The 24,610-nt window shown below is 65.6% G+C and carries 18 protein-coding genes and 1 pseudogene; 10 read left to right on the forward strand and 9 right to left on the reverse strand.

Annotated elements, in window-relative coordinates:
* Nucleotides 1-9 precede the first annotated feature (9 nt).
* From OU419_RS23575 to OU419_RS23595, 5 genes are all read left to right on the forward strand, one after another.
* Nucleotides 10-1,071 (forward strand): imelysin family protein, encoded by a 1,062-nt coding sequence (locus OU419_RS23575; RefSeq protein ID WP_254476639.1) that lies wholly within the window; start codon nt 10-12, stop codon nt 1,069-1,071.
* A gap of 140 nt (nt 1,072-1,211) precedes the next feature.
* The gene (locus tag OU419_RS23580; RefSeq protein ID WP_254476638.1) at nt 1,212-2,306 is read left to right on the forward strand and encodes a DUF1513 domain-containing protein; all 1,095 of its coding nucleotides are present in this window, start codon (nt 1,212-1,214) and stop codon (nt 2,304-2,306) included.
* 656 nt (nt 2,307-2,962) lie between these two features.
* Nucleotides 2,963-4,051, forward strand: a complete 1,089-nt coding sequence (locus OU419_RS23585; RefSeq protein ID WP_408004970.1) for a methyl-accepting chemotaxis protein — start codon at nt 2,963-2,965, stop codon at nt 4,049-4,051.
* Between the two features lie 278 nt (nt 4,052-4,329).
* Nucleotides 4,330-5,451, forward strand: a complete 1,122-nt coding sequence (locus OU419_RS23590) for an efflux RND transporter periplasmic adaptor subunit (protein ID WP_254476636.1) — start codon at nt 4,330-4,332, stop codon at nt 5,449-5,451.
* Between the two features lie 186 nt (nt 5,452-5,637).
* Nucleotides 5,638-8,697, forward strand: a complete 3,060-nt coding sequence (locus OU419_RS23595) for a multidrug efflux RND transporter permease subunit (protein WP_254476635.1) — start codon at nt 5,638-5,640, stop codon at nt 8,695-8,697.
* Nucleotides 8,698-8,865: 168 nt separating this feature from the next.
* Here the strand turns inward: OU419_RS23595 and OU419_RS23600 are convergent, their stop codons facing one another.
* The 3 genes from OU419_RS23600 to OU419_RS23610 all read right to left on the reverse strand — a co-directional run bounded on the left by OU419_RS23600 (nt 8,866) and on the right by OU419_RS23610 (nt 12,535).
* A complete protein-coding gene (locus OU419_RS23600) occupies nt 8,866-10,230 on the reverse strand; it encodes a spinster family MFS transporter (protein WP_254476634.1) in 1,365 nt (454 codons plus the stop codon).
* Between the two features lie 264 nt (nt 10,231-10,494).
* Nucleotides 10,495-11,517, reverse strand: a complete 1,023-nt coding sequence (gene hemH / locus OU419_RS23605) for a ferrochelatase (RefSeq protein ID WP_254476633.1) — start codon at nt 11,515-11,517, stop codon at nt 10,495-10,497.
* 112 nt (nt 11,518-11,629) lie between these two features.
* Complete coding sequence (locus OU419_RS23610; RefSeq protein ID WP_254476632.1) at nt 11,630-12,535, reverse strand: TIGR01777 family oxidoreductase; 906 nt, start codon at nt 12,533-12,535, stop codon at nt 11,630-11,632.
* A gap of 274 nt (nt 12,536-12,809) precedes the next feature.
* On the opposite strand from OU419_RS23610, the gene OU419_RS23615 reads away from it, so the two are divergent.
* From OU419_RS23615 to phrB, 4 genes are all read left to right on the forward strand, one after another.
* Nucleotides 12,810-13,793, forward strand: coding sequence for an NAD(P)/FAD-dependent oxidoreductase (locus OU419_RS23615; protein ID WP_254476631.1), 984 nt, complete (start codon nt 12,810-12,812; stop codon nt 13,791-13,793).
* 151 nt (nt 13,794-13,944) lie between these two features.
* Nucleotides 13,945-14,904, forward strand: coding sequence for a YbgA family protein (locus tag OU419_RS23620; RefSeq protein WP_254476630.1), 960 nt, complete (start codon nt 13,945-13,947; stop codon nt 14,902-14,904).
* Between the two features lie 17 nt (nt 14,905-14,921).
* Nucleotides 14,922-15,857, forward strand: coding sequence for a MerR family transcriptional regulator (locus tag OU419_RS23625; protein ID WP_254476629.1), 936 nt, complete (start codon nt 14,922-14,924; stop codon nt 15,855-15,857).
* A complete protein-coding gene (phrB, locus tag OU419_RS23630; RefSeq protein WP_254476628.1) occupies nt 15,854-17,281 on the forward strand; it encodes a deoxyribodipyrimidine photo-lyase in 1,428 nt (475 codons plus the stop codon). The genes OU419_RS23625 and phrB overlap by 4 nt, the downstream gene beginning before the upstream one ends.
* A 49-nt stretch (nt 17,282-17,330) precedes the next feature.
* Here phrB and OU419_RS23635 read toward each other — a convergent pair whose 3' ends face one another.
* The 6 genes from OU419_RS23635 to hemA form a co-directional block, all read right to left on the reverse strand.
* Complete coding sequence (locus OU419_RS23635; RefSeq protein WP_254476627.1) at nt 17,331-17,852, reverse strand: acyloxyacyl hydrolase; 522 nt, start codon at nt 17,850-17,852, stop codon at nt 17,331-17,333.
* Nucleotides 17,853-17,971: 119 nt separating this feature from the next.
* Nucleotides 17,972-18,766, reverse strand: a complete 795-nt coding sequence (gene murI, locus OU419_RS23640) for a glutamate racemase (RefSeq protein WP_254476626.1) — start codon at nt 18,764-18,766, stop codon at nt 17,972-17,974.
* Nucleotides 18,759-19,514: a molybdopterin-synthase adenylyltransferase MoeB gene (locus tag OU419_RS23645; protein WP_254476625.1), complete on the reverse strand. Its 756-nt coding sequence runs from the start codon at nt 19,512-19,514 to the stop codon at nt 18,759-18,761. Before OU419_RS23645 ends, murI begins: the two co-directional genes overlap by 8 nt.
* Nucleotides 19,508-20,338: a peptide chain release factor N(5)-glutamine methyltransferase gene (gene prmC, locus OU419_RS23650; protein WP_254476624.1), complete on the reverse strand. Its 831-nt coding sequence runs from the start codon at nt 20,336-20,338 to the stop codon at nt 19,508-19,510. Before prmC ends, OU419_RS23645 begins: the two co-directional genes overlap by 7 nt.
* A gap of 10 nt (nt 20,339-20,348) precedes the next feature.
* Entirely contained in the window at nt 20,349-21,431 is a 1,083-nt protein-coding gene (gene prfA / locus OU419_RS23655; RefSeq protein WP_254476623.1) for a peptide chain release factor 1, read from the reverse strand.
* Nucleotides 21,428-22,696: a glutamyl-tRNA reductase gene (gene hemA, locus OU419_RS23660; RefSeq protein ID WP_254476622.1), complete on the reverse strand. Its 1,269-nt coding sequence runs from the start codon at nt 22,694-22,696 to the stop codon at nt 21,428-21,430. Before hemA ends, prfA begins: the two co-directional genes overlap by 4 nt.
* Nucleotides 22,697-22,841: 145 nt before the next feature.
* Between hemA and OU419_RS23665 the strand changes: the two are divergent.
* Nucleotides 22,842-24,609: pseudogene (locus OU419_RS23665) on the forward strand (tetratricopeptide repeat protein).
* Nucleotide 24,610 lies beyond the last annotated feature (1 nt).

Below are 24,610 nucleotides of genomic sequence, written 5' to 3' on the forward strand. Positions count from 1 at the left end.
GAGCCGAACATGTTCCGCCCCCGCCTACTGATCACCAGCCTCGCCATCGCCCTGGGCGCCTGCTCGCCCACCGACCCGCAGGCCACCACCAGCGCCGCGCTGGCCCAGCAGGTGATCCTGCCGACCTATAGCCGCTGGGTGGATGCCGACCGCGCCCTGGCCGCCAGCGCCCTGGCGTACTGCCAGGGCAAGGAAGACCTCGACAAGGCCCGCTCCGACTATCTCGCCGCGCAGAAGGCCTGGGCCGAACTGCAACCGCTGCTGGTCGGCCCGCTGGCCGAGGGCAACCGCGCCTGGCAGGTACAGTTCTGGCCAGACAAGAAGAACCTGGTCGCCCGCCAGGTCGAGCAACTGCTCGGCAGCGGCACCCCGATCACTCCGGCGACCCTGGACAAGTCCAGCGTCGTGGTCCAGGGCCTGACCGCCTACGAATACATCCTCTTCGACGCCAGGATCGACCTCGCCAACGCCGAAACCAAGGCGCGCTACTGCCCGCTGCTCGAAGCCATCGGCGCACACCAGCAAGCGCTGGCCGAGAACATCCTGGCGCAGTGGAAGAACGAAGGCGGCATGCTCAGCCAGCTGTCCAGGTTCCCCAACGAGCGCTACGCCGACGCCCACGAAGCGATCGCCGAACTGCTGCGCGTGCAGGTCACGGCGCTGGACTCGCTGAAGAAGAAGCTCGGCACGCCGCTGGGTCGCCAGAGCAAGGGCATCCCGCAGCCGTTCCAGGCCGAAGGCTGGCGCAGCGACACCTCCCTGGCGAGCCTGGACTCCAGCCTCACCGGCGCCCAGGCGCTGTGGAACGGCACCGACAACAAGGGCCTGCGCGCCCTGCTGCCGGCCGAGCAGAAGGAACTGGCCGGCAGGATCGACGCGGCCTACACCGATGTCCACGGCAAGCTCAAGGCCATCGACAAGCCGCTGGGTGAACTGCTCAAGGACGACGCCGGCATCAAGCAACTGAACGACCTGTACGATAGCCTCAACGTCGTCCACCGCCTGCACGAGAGCGACCTGGCCAAGGCCCTCGGCGTGCAACTGGGCTTCAACGCCAACGACGGGGATTGATTCGATCTGCTGCACGCCGGCCAGGCGTCTGCTGTGCGATGAGGAAGGTGCGTCGGACTGCCCGTCTGGTCATCGTCCCGCCTGGCCCGGCCCACGCTCGCAAGACCGAGAGGATGCAACAAGTGATAGAGGTGAACGCCATGTTGCGACGTCACGTGATCGGCCTGGGCAGCCTGCTGCTCGGCGCCCTGACCTTCGGCGGCTGGACGCTGTCGCGCAAGGGCAAGGAGCCCTTGCTGCTTTCCGCCCGTGACGACGCCGACGGCAAACACTATGCCGTGGGCTATCGACTGGACGGCAGCCGCGCCTTCGCCACCGAAGTCGGCCTGCGCTGCCACGACGTCGTGCAGCACCCCAGCCTGCCGCTGGCGCTGTTCGTCGCACGTCGGCCGGGCCGGCAGAGCTACCTGATCCACCTCGACGACGGCCGCCTGCTGCAAACCCTCGACTCGCAGCAGGACCGGCACTTCTACGGCCACGGCGTCTGGCACAAGAACGGCGAATGGCTTTACGCCACAGAGAACGACACCACCGATCCGGGGCGCGGCCTGCTGGGCCTGTATCGTTTCGACGGCGAGCGCCTCGTGCACGACGGCGAAATCCCCACCCACGGCCTGGGCCCGCACCAGGTGTCGTGGATGCCCGACGGCGAAACGCTGGTGGTGGCCAACGGCGGCATCCGCACCGAGGCCGAAAGCCGCGTGGAGATGAACCTCGACGCGATGGAACCGAGCCTGGTGCTGATGCGCCGCGACGGCTCGCTGATTTCCAAGGAAACGCTGCCCCAGCAGATGAACAGCGTGCGCCACCTGGCCATCGCCGCAGACGGCACCATCGTCGCCGGCCAGCAGTACATGGGCGACGGCCACGACCGCGCTGACCTGCTCGCCATCAAGCGCCCCGGCGAAGCATTCCAGCCCTTCCCACTGGCCGACGAGCAACGCCTGGCGATGGCCCAGTACACCGCCAGCGTGGCCATCCACAGTGAGCTGCGCCTGGTGGCGCTGACCGCGCCGCGCGGCAACCGTTTCTTCATCTGGGACCTGGACACCGGCGCCGTGCGCCTGGATGCGCCATTGCCCGACTGCGCCGCTGTCGGCGCGGTGAAGAACGGCTTCGTCGTTACCTCCGGCCAGGGCCGCTGCCGCCTCTACGACTGCCGCGGCGAACGCATCGCCGGCACTGCGCTGGAACTGCCGCCGGCGTTCTGGGACAACCACCTGCACCTGGCCTGAACGCCCGTCCCAGACAGCCTGCCCCACGTTGCCACTCGTCTGTCCGCATTAAGGAAGTCGCGGGCTCGGCCGATGTAAAGACTGACCGATTCCCACCCTGCGTCTTAGAGGCGTAAATCAAGATGTCTCCCAACACTTCCTTGCGAACCCAGATCCTTTCGTTGCTGGGCGGCAGCCTGCTGCTTGTCCTGCTGATAGCCCTGGCCTGTTTCCACTTCCTGTCCGGCAGCGTCAGCGCCTACCAGCGCCTGATCGACGGGCCGCTACAGGCGTCGCAACTGGTCGACCAGGCCAACCTCGCCTTCAAGGTGCAGGTCCAGGAGTGGAAGAACGTCCTGCTGCGCGGCCAGCAGCCGGCCGACCTGAACAAGTACTGGAGCCAGTTCGAGGAGCAGGAGCGCGCCGTGCAGGACATCCTGCAGCGTCTGGAGCAGAACGCCGCCGAACCGCAGCTCAAGGCCCAGGTGGCGAGCCTGCGCAGCGAACACCGCCAGCTCGGCCAGGCCTACCGCAAGGGTCGCGATGCCTACCTTGCCGCCGGCAGCGACCCGCGTGCCGGCGACGCCGCGGTGAAAGGTATCGACCGCGCAGCCAGCGAGCAGATGGCCGCCCTGGTCGATGGCCTGCACCGCAGCAGCCAGGAACAGTCCGACAGCATCGCCAGCAGCGCGCAGAGCACCGTGCTCATCGGCAGTCTGGTACTGATCGTCTCCGGCCTCGTACTCGGCCTGTTCAGCCTGTGGCTGGTCAACCGCAACCTGATTTCTCCCATCGCCCGCCTGATCGAGCACATCGCGCAACTCAGCGAAGGCAACTTCGGCGAACGCGTGGACGCCAGCCGCCGCGACGAGCTCGGACGGCTCGCTCGCGCCGCCAACACGCTGCGCGACTTCCTCGCCGACACCTTCACCCGCCTCAAGCACAGCACCAGCGAACTGGACACTGCCAGTGGCGAGCTGAACGCCATCGCCACGCTGATGGCCGAGGGCACCCGCGAGCAGTTCTCGCGCACCGACCAGGTCGCCACGGCGATGCACGAGATGTCCGCCACCGCCCAGGAGGTCGCCCGCCACGCTGCCGACGCCGCCCGCGCTGCCGATGATGCCGACCAGCACGCGCAACAAGGTAGCGAGGTGATGAAGAGCACCATCGCCACCATTACCCAGATGAGCGGCGAAATCGCCAACACCGCGGAAGTCATCCGCCGCCTGGAAAGCGACAGCGGGCGCATCGGCAAGGTGCTGGAAGTGATCCGCGGGATCGCCGACCAGACCAACCTGCTCGCGCTCAACGCCGCCATCGAAGCGGCACGCGCAGGCGAAGCGGGACGCGGCTTCGCCGTGGTCGCAGACGAAGTCCGCACGCTCGCCCAGCGCACCGCCGAATCCACCGCGGAGATCCACCAGATCATCGACACTGTGCAAACCGGCTCGGTGAATGCCCTGCGCGCCATCGAGAACGGCCAGAGCCGCAGCGAAGAGGGCGTGGAGCGCGTCACCCAGGCCGGCGAAGTGCTGCACAGCATCACCCTGGCGGTGGAAGCCATCCGCGACATGAACCGCCAGATCGCCACCGCCGCCGAAGAGCAGACCTCGGTGGCCGAAGACATCTCGCGCAACCTCACCGAGATCACCGCCATCGGCGCCACCAACGAAGAAAACGTGGTGCGTACCCAGGGCGCCAGCCGCCACCTGCACGGCCTTTCTGGCGAACTCGCCGAAGTCACCCAGAAACTCAGCGCCTGACGCACCGGCCACAGGGACGTGGCTCCTCCCCTCGCGCACCGTTTCGGCGCGAACTCCTCGGATGTGCGGCAGAACCGGCAGGAAACGTCTTGTAATCGTGGGCCTTTGACTCACCGGGAAAGTAGCGATAATGTGCCAAGTTCCGCCCCGCAATGGGGCAATCCCCCGTATCGGCTCCAGAGCCTGATCGACATCCCGCGAACGGAAGGCCGTCCGGTTGTGCACGGACGAGCGGGTCGCGGCAGATAGCTGCCAGGCACGTACCAAGGAACAGGAAGATGTTGCGCCGCATGCTGATCATGCTGGGCGTCGTTGCCGTCATCATTGCGGTACTCGCCGGCTCGAAATACCTATCCATCCAGAAACAGATCGCCATGTTCTCGGCGCCGCGCCCGCCGGTGAGCGTCACTGCGACCAACGCCGAGCAACGTGACTGGCAAGGCCGCCTGCCGGCCATCGGCACGCTGCGCGCCATCCAGGGCGTGACGGTGACAGCGGAAGTCTCGGGCATCGTGCGCAACATCCTGTTCGTCTCCGGCGACAAGGTGAAGCAGAACCAGCCCATCGTGCAGTTGGAAAACGACGTCGAGGAGGCCACCTTGCGTACCGCCGAGGCCGACCTGGGCCTGGCCCAGGTGGAGTACGAGCGCGGCAAGAGCCTGGTCGGCCGCCAGGCCATCTCCAAGAGCGAGTACGACCGCCTCGCGGCGCAATTGAACCGCTCCACCGCCACCGTGGCGCAACTGCGCGCGGCGCTGGCGAAAAAGCGCATCCACGCGCCTTTCGACGGCACCATCGGCATCCGCCGGGTGGATGTGGGCGACTATCTCTCGCCGGGCACCGAGATCGTCACGCTGCAGGATCTCTCCACCCTGCTGGTGGACTTCTTCCTGCCCGAACAGGACTTCCCGCTGCTCAAGCCCGGCCAGGCTGTGTCGGTGCGCGTTGCGGCCTACCCGGAGCAGACCTTCGAGGCGCGCATCGATGCGATCAGCCCCAGGGTGGACAACGAGACCCGCAACCTGCTTGTCCGCGCCAGCATGGCGAACCCCGACGGCAAGTTGCTGCCGGGCATGTTCGCCAACCTGGAAGTGAAGCTGCCCGACAGCGCGCCGCGCGTGGTCGTGCCGGAAACCGCAGTAGCCTTCACCCTGTACGGCAACTCGGTGTACGTGGTGGTGCCGCAGAAGAAGAAGGACGGCGAAAAGGCCGACGACACCGGGGCCGGCGACAAGGCGCCGAAGCTGGAAGTGGAACGCCGCTTCGTGAAGACCGGCGAGCGCCGCGAAGGCAGCGTGGTGATCCTCGAAGGCCTGAAGGCCGGCGAGCAGGTGGTCACCTCCGGCCAGCTCAAGCTCGACAACGGCACCGCCGTGGCCATCGTCCAGGACTCGCAGTAATCGCATGGTACGGTCCTCGCCAGCGGCGGGGGGCTGCCAGAGACAACCGCTCTGCCCGGATTTCGCGAGCCAGGGCCAGGCAAGGCGCAGAGGAACTGCGAATGCTGCAACCAATGAGCATTCGAGGTTTCCCGGCAACGCCGCATGGCCGACGCGCAGCAAATCCGAACACAAAGGATTGAGCTTATGGGCTTCACCGATCCCTTTATCCGTCGCCCGGTGCTGGCGACCGTGGTCAGCCTGCTGATCGTCCTGCTCGGCATGCAGGCGTTCAGCAAGCTGGTGATCCGCGAATATCCGCAGATGGAAAACGCGCTGATCACCGTCACCACGTTCTACGCCGGCGCCAACGCCGAAACCATCCAGGGCTACATCACCCAGCCGCTGCAGCAGAGTCTGGCCAGCGCCGAAGGCATCGACTACATGACTTCGGTGAGCCGGCAGAACTACTCGGTGATCTCGATCTACGCGCACATCGGCGCCAACACCGATCGCATGGTCACCGAACTGTTGTCGAAGATCGGCGAAGTGAAAACGCAGCTTCCCCCCGACGCCGAGGACCCGGTGCTGGACAAGGAAGCCGCGGACGCTTCGGCGCTGATGTACATCAGCTTTTTCAGCGAGCAGATGAACAACCCGCAGATCACCGACTACCTGTCCCGGGTGATCCAGCCCAAGCTGGCCACCCTGCCGGGCATCGCCGAAGCGGAAATCCTCGGCAACCAGGTATTCGCCATGCGCCTGTGGCTGGACCCGGTGAAGATGGCCGCCTACGGCATAACCGCCGGCGACGTCTCCGAGGCCGTGCGCCAGTACAACTTCCTCTCCGCCGCCGGCGAAGTGAAGGGCGAGCTGGTGGTCACCTCGGTGAACGCCTCCACCGACCTGAAATCCCCGGAAGCCTTCGCCGCCATTCCGCTGAAGACGGCGGGTGACCGCCGCGTGCTGATGGGCGATGTGGCGCGTATCGAACTGGGCGCGGCCAGCTACGACTCGGTCAGCTCGTTCAATGGCATCCCGTCGGTCTACATCGGCATCAAGGGCACGCCCAGCTCCAACCCGCTGGATGTGATCAAGGAAGTCCGCGCCAAGATGCCGGAGCTGGAAGAGCAGTTGCCGCCCGGTCTGCAGGTATCCATCGCCTATGACGCCACGCGCTTTATCCAGGCATCCATCGACGAAGTGGTGAAGACCCTCGGTGAGGCGATCCTGATCGTCATCGTGGTGGTGTTCCTGTTCCTGGGCGCCTTCCGTTCGGTGATCATCCCGGTGGTGACTATCCCGCTGTCGATGATCGGCGTGCTGTTCTTCATGCAGATGATGGGCTACTCCATCAACCTGCTGACCCTGCTGGCGATGGTGCTCGCCATCGGTCTGGTGGTGGACGACGCCATCGTCGTCGTGGAGAACATCCACCGCCACATCGAAGAGGGCAAGACACCGTTCCAGGGGGCGATCGAAGGTGCGCGGGAAATCGCCGTGCCGGTGGTGACCATGACCATCACCCTGGCCGCGGTGTACGCCCCCATTGGCTTCCTCAGCGGCCTTACCGGCGCGCTGTTCAAGGAGTTCGCCTTCACCCTGGCGGGCGCGGTGATCATCTCCGGCATCGTCGCCCTGACCCTGTCGCCGATGATGTGCTCGCGCCTGTTGCGCCACGACGAAAACCCCAGCGGCCTGGCTCATCGCCTGGACCTGATCTTCGAGGCACTCAAGCAACGCTACCAGCGCGCCCTGCACGCGACCCTGAACAGCCGGCCGGTGGTCATCGTGTTCGCCCTGCTGGTGCTGGCGATCATCCCGTTGCTGATGATGTTCACTCACAAGGAACTGGCGCCGGAGGAAGACCAGGGCATCGTGTTCCTGATGGCCAACGCGCCGCAGACCGCCAACCTGGACTACCTGTCGAAGTACACGGCGGAGTTCGAAGACATCTTCCGCAAGTTCCCCGAGTACTATTCCGCGTTCCAGATCAACGGCTACAACGGCGTGCAGACCGGCATCGGCGGCATGCTGCTCAAGCCCTGGGACGAGCGTGAACGCAGCCAGATGGAGCTGCTGGCGGCGGTGCAGGCGGAGCTGGACAAGATTCCCGGCCTGCAGATCTTCGGCTTCAACCTGCCATCGCTGCCCGGCACAGGCGAGGGCCTGCCGTTCCAGTTCGTGATCAATACCGCCGGTGACTACCAGTCGCTGCTGCAGGTGGCCGAGCGAGTGAAGAAGCGCGCCGAGGAGTCCGGCAAATTCGCCTTCCTGGACCTCGACCTGGCCTTCGACAAACCCGAACTGGTAGTCGATATCGACCGCGCCAAGGCCGCGCAGATGGGCGTGACCATGCAGGACCTGGGCATCGCCCTGGGCGCGTTGCTGGGTGAAGGCGAGATCAACCGGTTCACCATCGACGGCCGCAGCTACAAGGTGATCGCCCAGGTGGAACGCGCCTACCGCGACAACCCGGGCTGGCTGAACAACTACTATGTGAAGAGCCAGAGCGGCCAGTTGATCTCGCTGTCGACACTGGTGACCTTCCACGAGCGAGCCCGGCCGCGCCAGCTCAACCAGTTCCAGCAGCTCAACTCGGCGATCATCTCCGGCGTGCCGATGGTCAGCATGGGTGAGGCCATCGACACCGTTCGCGGCATCGCAACGCAAGAGTCGCCGCGCGGCTTCTCCTTCGACTACGCCGGCGCCTCGCGGCAGTTCGTGCAGGAAGGCAGCGCGCTGCTGATCACCTTCGCCCTCGCGCTGGCGGTGATCTTCCTGGTGCTGGCCGCGCAGTTCGAGAGCTTCCGCGATCCGCTGGTGATCATGGTCACCGTGCCGCTGTCCATCTGCGGCGCGCTGATTCCGCTGTTCCTCGGTCTGTCGAGCCTGAATATCTATACCCAGGTCGGCCTGGTGACGCTGATCGGGCTGATCAGCAAGCACGGCATCCTCATCGTCGAGTTCGCCAACCAGTTGCGCCATGAGCGCGGCCTGTCGGTGCGCGAAGCGGTCGAGGAAGCGGCCGCGATCCGCCTGCGCCCGGTGCTGATGACCACCGCAGCGATGGTGCTGGGGGTGATCCCGCTGCTACTCGCCACCGGTGCCGGCGCGGTCAGCCGCTTCGACATTGGCGTGGTGATCGCCACCGGCATGAGCGTGGGCACGCTGTTCACCCTGTTCGTGCTGCCGTGCGTGTATACGCTGCTGGCCAAGCCTGACCCGAAACCCACGCAGGACAGCGCGCCCGCCCCGGCGCAATGAAAGAAAAAGCCCCGCTGACGCGGGGCTTTTTCTTCAGGCAGAACCTCCGGCAGCGAGGCAGCCGGGAGCTACCCATCCTCCGGCGATCATTCCGGCGCCCCCACCACTCCCAGCCCCAATGAAAAGCCCCCGGCATCGCTACCGGGGGCTCGACGCCATCCCTGCCGATCAGGCCGGCTGACGCTGCATCGCACCGCTGTCACGCTCGCCCTTGAGGCTCCAGCTCTTCAGGTGCTCGAGGCTCGCGCGGTAGGGTTTCAGGCCGCTCGCCAGCAGGACGGCGCCCGCCAGCAGCGCCACCAGGGAGACGATCAGCAACGAATAGCGCAGCGCCATGTCGTCGGCGAAAACGTAGTCGGTCACCAGGGCGATCGCGGTCGGACCGACACCCAGCCCCAGCAGCGTCACCACGAACAGGTAAATGGCCGAGGCCTGACCGCGCATGGAGTTGGGCATGATTTCCTGGATCGCCGCCGGGGCGACACCGAACGGCATGCTGAGGAAGAATACGATGGGCGCCATCAGCGCGGCGGCAGCGTTGCCGCTCTCCAGCAGCGGATAAACCAGGCTGAACGGAATCGCCAGGCAGGCTGCCAGCAGGCCGACGCGCATGTTGGCGTCGGTGCGTCCGCGCTTGGCCCAGTAGTCCGCCAGGCGGCCGCCGAAGACGATGCCCAGGCAGCCGAACACGGCGACGATGCTGCCGTACACCACCCCCACATGGCCGGCGTCCCAACCGTAGGTGCGGACGAAGAAGGTCGGCACCCACGCGCCGCTGCCATAGCTGGCGAAGGAGATGCAGGCGAAGCCGAAGTTATGGCAGATCACCGTCTTGCGGTTGGCACGCAGGTAGGCCCCCACCTCGCTCATCGGCACCACCACGCCGGCACCTACGCCACGTCGGGTAGGCTCCTTCACTGCCAGCATCAGCAGGGTGAAGAGCACGCCGGCGGCGCCGAGGATCAGGAAGATGAGCTGCCAGGGACGCACTTCGCCGAGGATCGGCAGGTGCACGTCCCCCTGGGCCGAAGCGAACTTGATGACCAGGCCGCCGAGCAGGAAGGCCAGGCCGGAACCGAGGTAGATGCCCATCGAGTAGACGCTGATGGCCGTGGCGCGGCGCTGCGTCGGGAAACTGTCGGCGATCAGCGAATAGGCGGCCGGCGACAACGCTGCCTCGCCCACACCCACGCCGACACGGAACAGCAGAAAGTGCCAGTACTGCCGAGCAAGGCCGCAGGCAGCAGTCATGGCGCTCCAGATCAGCACACCGACGGTGATCAGCCCGCGCCGGCTGCGGCTATCGGCCATGCGCCCGAGCGGAATGCCGCACAGGGTGTAGAACAGCGCGAAGGACAGCCCCATCAGAAGGCTCATCTGCGTATCGCTGATTTCCAGATCGCGACGGATCGGGCCGACCAGCAGGTTGAGGATCTGGCGGTCGATGAAGGAAAGCACGTAGGCGACCATGAGGATCGCAACCGTGGACCATGCCACGAGGCTGGAAGGGTAGCCGTTATTGTTGTTGTTCATGCCGGGCTCCTGGAACGCCGCCAACGCGGCGGTGGCGAAGGGGGGAACCCGCAGAGTAGGCATTGAGGACGACGCGCGCGCCCACTATCAGGTCGCTGAATGCGTGCGGCGACCGTTGACTGATGAACAGGCAGTCAGAGATTGGCCGGAGAGTTCCCGCAGGGAGCTACCGCTTCGGCTCCCCCTGGAAAATGGCCTGCGCCTGTTGGCCCGTCCCGTTGGATGGAGCGGGCGTGCCAGGAAACACCGTTGCGCCAGACCGGTTCAGATCGCCTGCGGCGTCCGCTCGCACAGCTTCGCCAGTGCGCGCGCCCACAGCTCCTGATCGTTCAGGCAGGGGACCAGTATCAGTTCCTCCCCGCCGGCTGCGCGGAACTGCTCGCTGCCACGCTGGCCGATTTCTTCCAGTGTTTCGATGCAGTCGGCGACGAACGCCGGGCACATCACCAGCAGGCGCTTCACGCCCTGCCGGGCGAGCTTCTCCAACTGCGCCTCGGTGTAGGGTTCGATCCACTTGTTGCGGCCAAGCCGAGACTGGAAAGACACCGACCAGCGTCCATCGGCCAGCCCGGCCCCGGCGGCGAAATCCTCCGCGGTTCGCAGGCACTGGCTGCGGTAGCAGACCGCCATGACGTCTTCGTGCACACCTCGGCTGGAACTGGCGGTGAGGTCGTGGCTCTTGTCCTTCACCAGCTTGCGGATATGCGATTCGGGCAGGCCGTGGAAGCTCAGCAACAGGTGGTCATAGGGTTGTTCGAGATAGGGCCGCACACTGTCCAGCAGGGCCTGACGGTATTCCGGCTCGGCGAAGAATGGCGGCAACATCTTCAGCTCCAGTTTCAGGCCACGCTCGCGCATCACCCGCCGGGCTTCCTCGATGGCGGTAGTGGTGGTGCTGTCGGCGAACTGCGGATAGAGCGGTGCGAAGGTCACCTGGGTAATGCCCTGCTCGCTCAGGCGCACCAGCGCCGACTCGATGGACGGCTCGCCGTAGCGCATGCCCAGCTCCACCGGGCCATGCGCCCAGAAAGGTCGGATCGCATCCTGCAGACGGCGGCTGAGCACGATGAGCGGCGACCCCTCCTCCCACCAGATCGACGAATAGGCGTGGGCCGATTCCTCCGGACGCTTGCGCAGGACCAGAGACACCAGCAGGCGGCGAACCGGCCACGGCAGGTCGATCACATAGGGGTCCATGAGGAACTGGTCGAGGTAGCGGCGCACGTCCTCGACCCGCGTGGAAGCCGGCGAGCCCAGGTTGACCAGCAGGAGGGCGTTTTGCGTCATGTACAGTCCTTAGAATCATCGCCGGGCCAGCCCGGCAAGGGTTGCGCAGTTTACACGCGGCGGCGCGCCAGACGGCCTGCCGCCATTGCCGCAGAGACAGCGGATCGCCCGCTCAATGCTGCTCGCGCAGCACATCCTGGAGCGCCGCCGGCAGCTCGGGGAAACGGAAGGTAAAGCCGGCGTCCAGCAGACGCCTGGGCACCACGCGCTGTCCGCCCAGCAGCAGCACCGCCAGCTCGCCCAGGATCAGACGCAAGGCAAAGCCGGGAACGCCCAGCACAGCCGGCCGGTGCAGCGCGCGCCCCAGCTCGCGGGTGAAGTCGCGGTTGCGGGCCGGCTGCGGCGCGCAGGCATTATAGGGACCCGCGGCATCGGCCCGACGCAAAAGAAAATCGATGAGGGCGATCTGGTCTTCGATATGGATCCATGACATCCACTGCCGGCCACTGCCCAACTGACCGCCCAGCCCGAGACGGAATGGCGGCAGCATGCGCTTGAGGAAACCACCCTCGGGCGCCAGCACCAGCCCGGTGCGCACCAGCACTACGCGCACGTCCAGCGCCTCGGCCTCGCGGGCGACCTGCTCCCAGGCCAGGCACAGCTCGCTGGCGAAATCCTCGCCGGCCGCCGAGCTGTTCTCCTCCAGCGGCCGCTCGCCAGCATCGCCGTACCAGCCCACCGCCGATCCGTTGATCAACACCGCGGGACGCTGGCTGCGGCTTTCCAGCCAGTCCACCAGGCGCTCGGTCAGGCGCACCCGGCTATCCCACAGCAGTGCCTTGCGTTTCGCGCTCCAGGGCCTGTCGGCGATCGGCTCGCCCGCCAGGTTGACCACTGCATCCAGCGGCTCGTCGCCATAGGCAGCGAAATCGGCGATCCCGCGGACCTGCTCGCCACAAAGCGCGGCAACACGTTGCGGCTGGCGACTCAGCGCGGTCAGGCGATGCCCGGCGGCGCTCCAGTGGCGGCACAGGCGGCGGCCGATCAGACCGGTACCGCCGGTCAACAGAATGTGCATGACGAACTCCTTGTTTCGTGGCTCCACCTAGCATCAGTCTGGACGAGTGAGCGGAGCTTGCAGCTACCCGGACAGTATCGAGCGTCTACGCTGTATTTGCCGGAACCGTCTCGCCCTCATTCATGAAGGAACCGATGCGGCGACGAAGGTTCCGATGATCGGACTCCCACTGATAGCGAGCACGATTGCAACAAATGTAATTGTACAGATCAAACAGTTTGTACAAGATAACTCCACTCGTTACTCTGAAAAAATACAACCAACGAGGCACGTCATGAGCGCCCCCATTGCCATCATTGGCACCGGCATCGCCGGACTGTCTGCCGCCCACGCCCTACGCGACGCCGGACAGGATGTCCAGTTGTTCGACAAGGGCCACGGCAGCGGCGGCCGGATGGCCAGCAAGCGCAGCGAAGCCGGTGCCCTCGATCTCGGTGCGCAATATTTCACCGCCCGGGATCGGCGCTTCCTCGATGCCATCCAGAAATGGCGCGAGCAAGGCTGGGTCGCCGAATGGGACCCGGCCCTCTATCAGTACCGCGACGGCGAGCTCAGTCCCTCGCCGGACGAACAGCCGCGCTGGGTCGGCGCGCCGCGCATGAGCGCCATTACCCGCGCCCTGCTGCAGGACCAGACCGTCACCTTCTCGTGCCGCATCACCGAGGTCTATCGCGGTGAAGAGCACTGGCACCTGCAGGACTCCGAAGGGCAGACCCACGGCCCCTTCAGCCGCGTGCTGGTCGCAACGCCGGCCCCCCAGGCCGCCGCCCTGCTGGCCAGCGCGCCGAAGCTGGCAGCCGCCGCCGCCAGCATTGCGATGGAGCCGACCTGGGCTGTCGCCCTGGCCTTCCGCGAGCCCCTGGACACGCCGGTGCAGGGTTGTTTCGTGCATGAAGGCCCGCTGTCCTGGCTGGCCAGCAACCACTCCAAGCCCGGCCGCGACGAACAGCTCGATACCTGGGTGCTGCACGCCGCAAGCGGCTGGAGCAAACAGCACATCGACCTCCCCAAGGAGAGCGTGATCGAGCACCTGCGTGGAGCCTTTGCCGAGCTGATCGGCTGCGCCGTGCACGCGCCGGACTTTGCCCTCGCCCATCGCTGGCTCTATGCGCGGCCAATGGAAGCACATCAGTTCGGCGCCCTCGCCGATGCCGACCTGGGCATCTACGCCTGTGGCGACTGGTGCCTTTCCGGCCGTGTCGAAGGTGCCTGGCTCAGTGGCCTGGAGGCCGCGCGCCGGCTGCTGGAACACCTCTGATCCCACCCGCTCTCGCTTCCTCTGAACGGGCGCGGCGCGGATGGCAGAGCCCCAAATACTTGTACAAACCTTTGCATCTGTACAAGCCACCAACTATGCTGACCGACAGTTGTACAAACATCGAAACCTGTACAAGAAATAGGTCCGCAATATGTCCAGTACCCCACACAAGCCAAAGCTCGCCATCAGCGCCTGTCTGCTGGGCGAGCCTGTACGCTTCAACGGCGGACACAAGGCTTCCCGCCTCTGCCTGGAGGTACTGGGCCAGCACTTCGAGTTCGTTCCCGTCTGTCCGGAAGTCGCCATCGGCCTGGGAGTGCCGCGGCCAACCCTGCGTCTGAGCGGCGAACACGACGCCCCCCGTGCCGTGACTCAGCAGGGCGAGCGGCGTGACGTCAGCGAGGCGCTGCGTGGCTATGGTCGCGAGCAGGCCGAGCGGCTGCGGGACATCTGCGGCTACATATTCATGCAGCAATCGCCATCCTGCGGCCTGCATCGGGTCAAGCTGTACCGCGACGACGGCCAGTTACAGCCGCCGGGCACGCGCGGCCTGTATGCACAGGCGTTCTGCGCAGCGCGGCCGGAACTGCCGGTGGAGGAAGAAGGCCGCCTGAACGACCCAGTGCTGCGCGAGAACTTCCTTACCCGGGTGTTCGCCTGCTCGGCCTGGCGTGCGCTCAATGCCGACGGCCTGAGCCGCGCCGGCGTGATCGCCTTCCACTCGCGCTACAAATACCAGTTGATGGCGCATAACCCACGCCAGTACAGCGTGCTCGGACAGCGCCTGGCGAAGATCGGCGACGAACCGCTGGAGACCTTCGCCCCGCGTTACTTCCAGGACTTCATGCAGGCACTGGGCAACTGCGCCACCCGCGGCACTCACAGCAATGTCCTGCAGCACCTGGCGGGTTACTTGAAGCACGCCCTGCCAGCGACGGAGAAGTCCGAACTGCAACAACTGATCGAGCAGTACCGCTGCGGCATCATCCCGCTGGTGGTTCCGCTCACCCTGCTCAAACACCACTTCCGCCTGCACCCGCATCCCTACGTCCAGGCCCAGGCCTACCTGCAGCCGCACCCGGAAACGCTCAGCCTGCGTAACGCCATCTGAACCGATACAGGCCCCCCATGACCCTCGACGCACCTCATTGCGAAGCCGACGACGATTACCGCCAGGCCCTGGCCGACGGCTGGCTGCCCATCCGCGAAGTGGCGCGGCGTACCGGGGTCAACCCGGTAACGCTGCGCGCCTGGGAGCGGCGCTACGCACTGGTGGTGCCGCAGCGCACGCCCAAGGGCCACCGGCTTTACTCGCAGGAGCAGATAGAACGCATCCAGGCGATCCTCACCTGGCTCGCCCGCGGCGTGGCGGTGAGCAAGGTTCGTGCGCTGCTGGACAACGGCGCCGCTCCTGCCGCCAGCAAGGGAGCGTCCCCCTGGGACGAATTACTGCAGCACTGCGTCGAATCCGTCGCCCGGATCAACGAGCGTCAGCTCGACGAACTGTTCAATGGCGCACTGGCGATCTACCCGGCGCAAACCCTCTGCGAATACCTGATGCTGCCGCTGCTGGAGCAACTGGAGTGGCGCTGGCAGGGACAATTCGGCGCGCAATTGGAGCGGGTGTTCTTCCACACCTGGCTGCGCAGCAAGTTCGGAACCCGCCTTTACCATCACAAGCGCCAGCAGCGTGGTGCACCGCTGCTGCTGGTGAACCAGTCGGAGCTGCCACTGGAGCCTGGGCTGTGGCTCAGCGCCTGGCTGGCCAGCAGCGCCGGCTGTCCGCTGGAAGTGTTCGACTGGCCGCTGCCGCCAGGCGAACTGGCCCTTGCCGTGGAACGCCTCAGTCCGCGCGCCGTGCTGCTGTACTCCAGCCAGGCCCTGAACCTTTCCCAGTTGCCGCGTCTGCTGGCCGGTGTCGATTGCCCACGCCTGCTGGCCGGTGCAGCCGCGCATATCCATCATGAGGAACTGGCAGGCATGTCGCTGCACCTGGCGGGCAGTCCACTCGAGGCCATGCAGTGTCTGCAGGAGCTCGACCTGTTCAACGGGGAGCAGGCATGAGGCGGCAACTGGTCTGGTTGCGCTGTGACCTGCGCCTGCGGGACAACACGGCGCTCGCCGCAGCCGCCGAGCGCGGACCGGTGATCGCACTGTTCCTGCTCAGCCCCGCCCAGTGGCGCGAACACGACGATGCCGCCTGCAAGATCGACTTCTGGCTGCGCAACCTTCACGAGCTGCGCCGCGAGCTCGCCGGGCTGAACATTCCCCTGCTGGTACGCACGGCGGATCGCTGGAGCGACTCGGCGGGGGTAATCGCCCGGTTGTGCCACGACCTGGATATCGAGACCGTACACGTCAACGAAGAGTACGGGGTGAACGAAGCGGCACGAGACAGCAGGGTCAAGGCCGAACTCGCGCGCCACGGCCTCGGCTGGCGCAGCTATCTCGACCAGTTGCTCTTCGCCCCCGGCACCGTGCTAAGCAAAGGCGGTGGCTACTTCCAGGTCTACGGCCAGTTCCGCAAGGTCTGCTACGAACGGCTGAACGCCGGGGTTCCGCCGCTGCAACCGATGCCGCCCCGACAAGCCCCCCTGGCGTTGGCCAGCGACCCGATTGCCGAGCGCATCGCAGGATTCGACCCTCCCTCGCAGGATTTGCGCGATCACTGGCCGGCTGGCGAAAGGGAGGCCCACGAGCGTCTGCAAGGCTTCTGCGACGAACGCCTCGGCAGCTATCACGACTGCCGCGACTTTCCCGCCACCGACGGCACCAGCGGGCTCTCGCCCTATCTCGCCGCTGGCGTGCTCTCGCCCCGCCAATGCCTGCACGCGGCGCTGGCCAGCAATCACGGGGAGTTCGAAACCGGAGGCAGCGGCGCGGTCACCTGGATCAACGAACTGCTCTGGCGCGAGTTCTACAAGCATATTCTCGTAGGCTTTCCGCGCGTCAGCCGGCACCGCGCCTTCCGCCTGGAAACCGAGGCGTTGTCCTGGCGTCGCTCGGTGACGGAACTGGAGGCCTGGCAGCAAGGACGCACCGGCTTCCCGATCATCGACGCCGCAATGCGCCAGCTACTGGCCACCGGCTGGATGCACAATCGCCTGCGCATGGTTGTGGCGATGTTCCTGACCAAGAATCTGCTGATCGACTGGCGGGAAGGCGAACGCTGGTTCATGCGCCACCTGATCGACGGCGACCTGGCCGCGAACAACGGCGGCTGGCAGTGGAGCGCTTCCACCGGCACCGACGCCGTGCCCTACTTCCGCATCTTCAACCCGATATCCCAGTCCGAACGCTTCGACCCGGAAGGCCGCTTCATTCGCCGCTGGATACCGGAACTCGCGGCGCTGGATGCACGCACGATGCACGATCCGGCGAAGCTCGGCCTGTTCGGCGCCGCCGGTTATCCACAGCCGATGGTTGACCTTTCTATCACGCGGGAACGAGCCCTGCTCGCCTTCAAGAATCTCTCGGCACGGCGTTGACGGCCACAAAAAAGCCGGACGCAGATCCGGCTCCTTTGTCAGCGTCCTGTTACAGAGGCTGCGTGAAATAAAGGCTGTAAGACTCGATACCGTCGTTGGGCTGGCTGATACCGGCGTTGGAGTAGTGCATCGCACGAAGGCCGATCTTCTGGCCGCCGTTGAACTTCAGGCCAACGCCCAGGCGATCCTCGAAGTTGAAGGCGCCACCCAGGTCCTGGTCACCGACGCGGGAACCGCTGAACAGCGCCACGCCGATACCGGCTTCTACGAAGGGCTGCACCGTCTGGCCAGAGAACTCGTAGACGAAGACCGGGCTGAACGAGAGCGAGTGACGGCCGCTGGCCTGGTCACCGCCTTCCCAATAGGTGTAGCCGGCATCCCAGTAGCCGGTCAGGCGCCCCGTGGAACTCTCCCACCAACTCTTGTCCCAGTCCATGCCCAGCCCCAGGCGATAGGTCATGGTGTTCTGGCCAGTGAAGCCAACGGCTCCAGTGACGCTGGCAGCCTGCGCGGTAACGACTTGCCCCAGGGAGAGCGCGGCCAAGGCGGCCAGCGAGAGTAGTTTCTTCATCGGAACGTCCTTAATTTAGAAAGCTGAATGAAAAATCCCCGCGAATAGCCACAGATTATAAGACCATTTGTCAGATGTGGCTGACAGACCATAGTGGATAGCTAGCTATATTTTTTGAATCAGCCCGGGAACAGGCTGACCGTTTCGGCGCTGCCCCAGAGCACAGGCATCACCCGTTCGAAGGTTTCGACAGCGCCAGTGGTCCAGAACTCGTTTTTTTTCACCGGCCCCTCGCCGAGCAGATCGCGCGAGCGCAGCAGACGCTCCAACTGTCGCGCAACCGCGGCACCGGTATCGATCAGAGAGATGTCCTGCGGGATCAGCTCACGCAGCAGCGGGCGCAGGAACGGATAATGGGTGCAACCCAGGATCAGCGTGTCGCATCCCTCGGCCAGCAAGGGCTCGACATAGCCCCTGAGCAGTTGGCGAGTCTGCGGCCCGCTCAGATCGCCCGCCTCGATGCGCTCCACAAGGCCAGGGCAGGGCTGGGTGATCACCCGCACATCGCCGGCGAAGCGATCGAGCAACGCAGCGAAACGCGCGCTCTTTAGAGTGCCGGTTGTCGCCAGTACGCCGACCACGCCGCTGCGAGTCGCCTCGGCGGCCGGCTTGACCGCTGGCTCCATCGCGACGATCGGCACCTGTGGATACTGCTCGCGCAGATCGGCGGCAGCGGCGGCGGTGGCGGTGTTGCACGCCAACACCAGTGACTTCGCGCCGCGCGCGAGGAGGAACTGGGCGATGATGCGGCAGCGTGTACGGATGTATTCGGGGGTTTTCTCGCCGTAGGGCACGTGCCCGCAGTCGGCGAAATAGATCAGCGACTCGCCGGGCAGCCGGGCGCGGATTTCATGGAGGACGCTGAGCCCGCCGACGCCGGAGTCGAAGACGCCGATCGGCGCTGCGTCAGCCATGCGCAGCTCCGCATACGGCGCACTGCGGATCGCGTTTGACCCGCAGTTCGCGGAAGCGCGAGCCCAACGCGTCGATCAGTAACAGGCGTCCCACCAGCGGCTCGCCGAAACCGGCCAGCAGTTTCAGCGCTTCCAGCGCCTGCAGGCTGCCCACCAGCCCCACCAGCGGGCCAACCACACCGGCCTCGCTGCAAGTCAGTTCGGCTTCGCTGCCGTGACCATACAGGCAGTGGTAGCAGGGGCTGTCGTCGCGGCGCGGATCGAATACCGAGAGCTGGCCTTCCAGGCGAATTGCTGCGCCGCTTACCAGCGGCTTCTTCGCGGCAACGCAGGCGGCGTTGACCGCCTCGCGGGTCCCGAAGTTGTCACAGCAATCCAGTACCAGATCGACCGCGGCGATGGCTGCACCGAGGGAGTCTGCATCCAGTGCCTGGCGATGGGCGACCAGTTTCACGTCGGGGTTCAGGGCGGTCAGGCGGGTGATGGCGGAGTCCACTTTGCCCACGCCGACGCTGTCGGTGCCGTGAATGATCTGCCGCTGCAGGTTGGTCAGGTCGACCGTGTCGAAGTCCGCCAGGTGCAGTTCGCCAATGCCGGCTGCAGCCAGATACAGCGCTACCGGAGCGCCGAGACCGCCAAGGCCGACGATCAGCACGCGGCTGCCCTTCAGGCGCATCTGGCCGTCAACGTCGATCTGCGGCAGGAGGATCTGCCGGCTGTAACGCAGCAGTTCGTTGTCGGTCAGCATGTCCAGCACCCCAGGCTGATGCGCTCGTGGCCACCCAGGTCACGGCGGCTTTCCACGGCGCTGAATCCACGACCGAGCAACAGGTCGCGCACGGCGTCGGGCTGGTCGCAGCCGTGCTCGAGCATCAGCCAGCCACCGTCTTCCAGGTGGTTGGGGGCCTGCTCGATGATCAGGCGAATATCGTCGAGCCCGTCATGCCCGGACACCAGCGCGCTCGACGGCTCGAAACGCACGTCGCCCTGCTTGAGATGCGGGTCGCTGCCGGGAATGTAGGGCGGATTGCTGACGATCAGCGCAAAACGCTCACCAGCCAGTGCGGAAAACCAGTGGCTGACGTTGAACGCGGCATTGTTCAGGCGCAGACGCTCGCGGTTGCGCTCAGCCAGCGCCACAGCCTCAGGAATACGGTCCACACCCAGCACATGCCAGCTCAGACGCTCGCAGGCCAGCGCCAGGGCGATGGCGCCAGTGCCGGTGCCAAGGTCGAGCACACGGGCGGGCGCAGCCGGCAGCAGTTCCAGCGCCGTCTCCACCAGCAACTCGGTGTCCGGACGCGGAATCAGGGTATGCGGCGCGACCTCCAGGTCCAGGCTCCAGAACCCCTGGCGGCCCAGGATGTAGGCCACCGGCTCGCCGGCGATGCGGCGGGCCATGAAGGCGTCGAAGAGGTCATGGGCTTCGCGACTGACCACGCGCTCCGGCCAGGTGCGCAGGAAGCTGCGCGGCTTGCCCAGCGCTGCGGCGAGCAGCAACTCGGCATCCAGGCGCGCTGTCGGCGAGTCCGGCAGTCGCGCTTCGCTGAGCAGGGTCATGATGGTTGCCATCGTCGCTATCTCAATCGCCGAGCGCGGCCAGTTGGTCGGCCTGGAATTCCTGCAGCAGCGGCTCGATCACCTGCTCCACCGCGCCTTCCATCACCTCTCCCAGGGAGTAGAGGGTGAGGTTGATACGATGGTCGGTGACGCGCCCCTGCGGGAAATTGTAAGTGCGGATGCGCTCGGAGCGGTCGCCGGACCCCACCAGCAGCTTGCGGGTACTGGCGATCGCCTGCTGTGCGGCGGCCTGCTGCTGGTCGTTGAGCCTGGCCGCAAGCCAGGCCATCGCCTTGGCGCGGTTCTTGTGCTGCGAGCGCTCCTCCTGGCACTCGACCACGATACCCGACGGGATGTGCGTGATGCGCACCGCCGAGTCTGTCTTGTTCACGTGCTGGCCACCGGCACCGGACGAGCGATAGGTATCGACGCGCAAGTCGGCGGGATTGATCTCGATGGCGGCCTGCTCGTCCGGCTCCGGCAGAACCGCCACGGTGCAGGCCGAGGTATGGATGCGCCCCTGGGATTCGGTTTCCGGCACGCGCTGAACGCGATGCGCTCCGGACTCGAACTTGAGCTTGGCGTAGACGTTGTCGCCCTCGACGCGGGCGATCACTTCTTTGTAGCCACCGTGCTCGCCCTCGTTCTCGGACATGATCTCCACCCGCCAACCCTGCTTCTCGGCGTAGCGCGAGTACATGCGGAACAAGTCGCCGGAGAAGATCGCCGCTTCGTCGCCACCGGTGCCGGCGCGGATTTCCAGGAATACGTTGCGGCCGTCGTTGGGGTCCTTGGGCAACAGCATGCGTTGCAGGCGATCCTCCAGCCCCGCCAGGCGTGACTTGGCCTCGGCCGCTTCCTCCTCGGCCATCTCGCGCAGGTCGGGGTCGCTGTCCTTGAGCAATGCCTGGGCACCCTCGAGGTCGGACTGAACCTTGCGGAACTCGCGGAAAGCAAGAATGACCGGCTCGACCTCGGCGTATTCACGAGAGTAGGCGCGGAACTTGGTCTGATCACTGATCACCTCGGCATCGCCCAGAAGCGCAGTCAGCTCTTCATAGCGGTCGCTCAGAGTGTCCAGCTTTCGCAGCAGGGACGCTTTCATCGCTTGTCAGTGCCCTCCTCGAGGGCGAACAGTTCCTGCGCAAGGGTCAGCGCATCGATGCGGCCCTCGGCGGAGAGTTTCTTCATCTGCACGCTGGGCGCATGCAGCAACTTGTTGGTCAGGCCACGAGCGAGCTGCGCCATGACTTCCATTGGATCGGCGCCATTGGCCAACAGCCGCTGGGCCTTCTGGGTTTCTTCGTCGCGCAGGCGCTCGGCCTGCTGGCGATAGGCGCGCAGCACATCGACGGCGGCCAGCTCGCGCAGGCGCAGCATGAATTCGTGTACGCCATCGCCCACCAGCTCCTCGGCGGCCTGGGCGGCGCCCTGGCGGCTCTTGAGGTTTTCCGCGACCACCTCGTGAAGGTCGTCGACGCTATAGAGGTAGACGTCTTCCAGTTCGCCGACTTCCGGCTCGATATCGCGCGGCACGGCGATGTCGACCATGAACATCGGCTTGTGCCGGCGCTGCTTCAACGCACGCTCCACCGCCCCCTTGCCGAGGATCGGCAACTGGCTGGCGGTGGAACTGATGACGATGTCACTGTTGGCCAGCTCATCCGGCATGTCCGCCAGCAGGATGGCGCGTGCGCCGAACTGCTCGGCCAGCACGCTGGCGCGCTCCAGCGTGCGGTTGGCGACCACGATGCGCTTCACACCCTGCTCGTGCAGGTGGCGGGCGACCAGCGTGATTGTCTCGCCGGCGCCGATCAGCAACGCCTGGCTACGGCTCAGGTCGCTGAATATCTGCCGGGCCAGGCTCACCGCGGCGAAGGCGACGGATACCGGGTTCTCGCCGATGGCGGTATCGGTACGCACCGTCTTGGCCGTACTGAAGGTGGCCTGGAACAGCCGACCGAGCATCGGGCCGATGGTGCCGGCCTCACGGGCTACCGCGTAGGCCGACTTCATCTGGCCGAGAATCTGCGGCTCGCCCAGCACCATCGAGTCGAGACCGGCGGCGACGCGCATCATGTGACGCACGGCGTCTTCGTCCTGATGCACGTAGGCGCAGGCACGCAGCTCGTCGATTCCCAAGCCGTGGTAATCGGCCAGCCAGGCGAGCACGTCGCCGGAATCGGGGTGCTCGATCTCCAGGTAGAGTTCGCTGCGGTTACAGGTCGAGAGAATCGCGGCTTCGCGGCTGGAGGTCAGACGGCAGAGCAACTGCAGGGCCTCGACCATCTGCTCGGGAGTAAAAGCCACGCGCTCGCGGACGGCCACGGAAGCGGTCTTGTGGTTGATGCCGAGGGCAATGAAGGCCATGCAGAGTCGCTGAGCTGATCGGAAAGCCCACAATTGTCCTACGTCGCCCGATGGAGGACAACCACCCGCGACGGATCGCACACTCGCAACCGCCTGAAGCCCCGGATACAGCGCTTGCCCATGTGCTTGCCACATTCCTTATGTCATGATGGGCCCCATTTCGCAGGTTAGGCCATCATCCTTCCTCTATGAACAAGTCTCTTGCGCTGCTGACTGCTCTGCTGCTGCTCGGCGGCTGCCAGTCTCTCTCCCATAAAAGCCCGGACGGTTCTTCCGCCGAGAAGGACAAGGCCGCCGCCGCCCAGAAGGACCAGAAATACGGCTCCTTCAGCGAAGAGACCCTGTATTCGCTACTGCTGGCCGAGTTGGCCGGCCAGCGTAACCGCTTCGATATCGCACTTTCCAATTACGTAGAGCAGGCCCGCGCCACGCAGGATCCGGGCGTCGCCGAGCGCGCATTTCGCATCGCCGAATACCTGGGCGCCGACCAGGAAGCCCTGGACACCGCGCTGATCTGGGCCAAGGCCGCACCGGACAACCTCGACGCCCAGCGCGCCGCGGCGATCCAACTGGCACGCACCGGCCAGTACGACGAGTCGATGGTGTACATGGAAAGGGTCCTGAACGGGCAGGGAGACACCCACTTCGACTTCCTCGCGCTTTCCGCCGCCGAGACCGATCCCGACACCCGCGCAGGCCTGCTGCAGAGCTTCGATCGCCTGCTGAAGAAGTACCCGGACAACGGCCAGTTGCTGTTCGGCAAGGCCCTGCTGCTACAGCAGGACGGCCGCCCGCAGGAAGCCCTGCACCTGCTGGAAGACAATGCCGCGAGCAAGCACGACGTCGCCCCGCTGCTGCTGCGCGCACGCCTGCTGCAAAGCATGAAGCGCAGCAGCGAAGCGCTGCCATTGCTCAAGAACGGCATCAAGGAACACCCCGACGACAAGCGTGTGCACCTGGCCTACGCACGCCTGTTGGTGGAGCAGAACCGCCTGGACGAAGCCAAGGCCGAGTTTTCCGCGCTGGTAGAACAGTTCCCCGACGACGACGACCTGCGCTTCTCGCTTGCCCTGGTCTGCCTAGAAGCCCAGGCGTGGGACGAAGCCAAGGTGTACCTGCAGGAGCTGGTCGAGCGTGACAGCCATGTCGACTCCGCCCACTTCAACCTGGGGCGCCTGGCAGAAGAACAGAAAGCCCCGGAAACCGCCCTCAAGGAGTACGCCTTGGTCGGCCCTGGCAACGACTTCCTCCCGGCCCAGTTGCGCCAGACGGAAATCCTGCTCGACCAGAAGCGCATCGATGAGGCATCCCGCCGCCTCGCCGATGCCCGCGAGCGCCAGCCGGACTACGCCATCCAGCTGTACCTGATCGAAGCCGAAGGCCTTTCCAACCGCGATCAGGTCGAGCGCGCCTGGCAAGCCATCCAGCAGGGTCTCAAGCAATTCCCGGACGACCTGAACCTCCTCTACACACGCTCAATGCTCGCCGAGAAGCGCAACGACCTTGCCCAGATGGAACAGGACCTGCGCCTGATCATCCAGCGCGAACCGGACAATGCTATGGCGCTCAACGCCCTGGGCTATACCCTGGCCGACCGCACCACCCGCTACAGCGAAGCCAAGGACCTGATCCAGAAAGCCCACTCGCTGAACCCGGACGACCCGGCAATCCTGGACAGCCTGGGCTGGGTGAACTATCGACTGGGCAATCTCAGCGAAGCGGAAGGCTACCTGCGCAAGGCGCTGGAGCGCTTCCCCGACCACGAAGTCGCCGCTCATCTGGGCGAAGTACTCTGGGCCCAGGGCAAGCAGGGCGAAGCCCGCAAGGTCTGGGCCACCGCCCTGCAGAACCAACCTGACAGCGCCGTCCTGCGCGAAACCATGATGCGCCTGACCGGCTCCGGAACTCTCTGAT

Source organism: Pseudomonas triclosanedens (assembly GCF_026686735.1).
GTDB lineage: Bacteria > Pseudomonadota > Gammaproteobacteria > Pseudomonadales > Pseudomonadaceae > Pseudomonas > Pseudomonas triclosanedens.

Excerpts from the sequence above, each read along its gene's own strand:
- OU419_RS23575 (WP_254476639.1), top strand. The coding sequence starts at position 10 with ATGTTCCGCCCCCGCCTACTGATCACCAGCCTCGCCATCGCCCTGGGC.
- OU419_RS23580 (WP_254476638.1), top strand. The coding sequence starts at position 1,212 with ATGTTGCGACGTCACGTGATCGGCCTGGGCAGCCTGCTGCTCGGCGCC.
- OU419_RS23590 (WP_254476636.1), top strand. The coding sequence starts at position 4,330 with ATGTTGCGCCGCATGCTGATCATGCTGGGCGTCGTTGCCGTCATCATT.
- OU419_RS23595 (WP_254476635.1), top strand. The coding sequence starts at position 5,638 with ATGGGCTTCACCGATCCCTTTATCCGTCGCCCGGTGCTGGCGACCGTG.
- OU419_RS23600 (WP_254476634.1), bottom strand. The coding sequence starts at position 10,230 with ATGAACAACAACAATAACGGCTACCCTTCCAGCCTCGTGGCATGGTCC.
- hemH (WP_254476633.1), bottom strand. The coding sequence starts at position 11,517 with ATGACGCAAAACGCCCTCCTGCTGGTCAACCTGGGCTCGCCGGCTTCC.
- OU419_RS23610 (WP_254476632.1), bottom strand. The coding sequence starts at position 12,535 with ATGCACATTCTGTTGACCGGCGGTACCGGTCTGATCGGCCGCCGCCTG.
- OU419_RS23615 (WP_254476631.1), top strand. The coding sequence starts at position 12,810 with ATGAGCGCCCCCATTGCCATCATTGGCACCGGCATCGCCGGACTGTCT.
- OU419_RS23620 (WP_254476630.1), top strand. The coding sequence starts at position 13,945 with ATGTCCAGTACCCCACACAAGCCAAAGCTCGCCATCAGCGCCTGTCTG.
- OU419_RS23625 (WP_254476629.1), top strand. The coding sequence starts at position 14,922 with ATGACCCTCGACGCACCTCATTGCGAAGCCGACGACGATTACCGCCAG.
- phrB (WP_254476628.1), top strand. The coding sequence starts at position 15,854 with ATGAGGCGGCAACTGGTCTGGTTGCGCTGTGACCTGCGCCTGCGGGAC.
- OU419_RS23635 (WP_254476627.1), bottom strand. The coding sequence starts at position 17,852 with ATGAAGAAACTACTCTCGCTGGCCGCCTTGGCCGCGCTCTCCCTGGGG.
- murI (WP_254476626.1), bottom strand. The coding sequence starts at position 18,766 with ATGGCTGACGCAGCGCCGATCGGCGTCTTCGACTCCGGCGTCGGCGGG.
- OU419_RS23645 (WP_254476625.1), bottom strand. The coding sequence starts at position 19,514 with ATGCTGACCGACAACGAACTGCTGCGTTACAGCCGGCAGATCCTCCTG.
- prmC (WP_254476624.1), bottom strand. The coding sequence starts at position 20,338 with ATGGCAACCATCATGACCCTGCTCAGCGAAGCGCGACTGCCGGACTCG.
- prfA (WP_254476623.1), bottom strand. The coding sequence starts at position 21,431 with ATGAAAGCGTCCCTGCTGCGAAAGCTGGACACTCTGAGCGACCGCTAT.
- hemA (WP_254476622.1), bottom strand. The coding sequence starts at position 22,696 with ATGGCCTTCATTGCCCTCGGCATCAACCACAAGACCGCTTCCGTGGCC.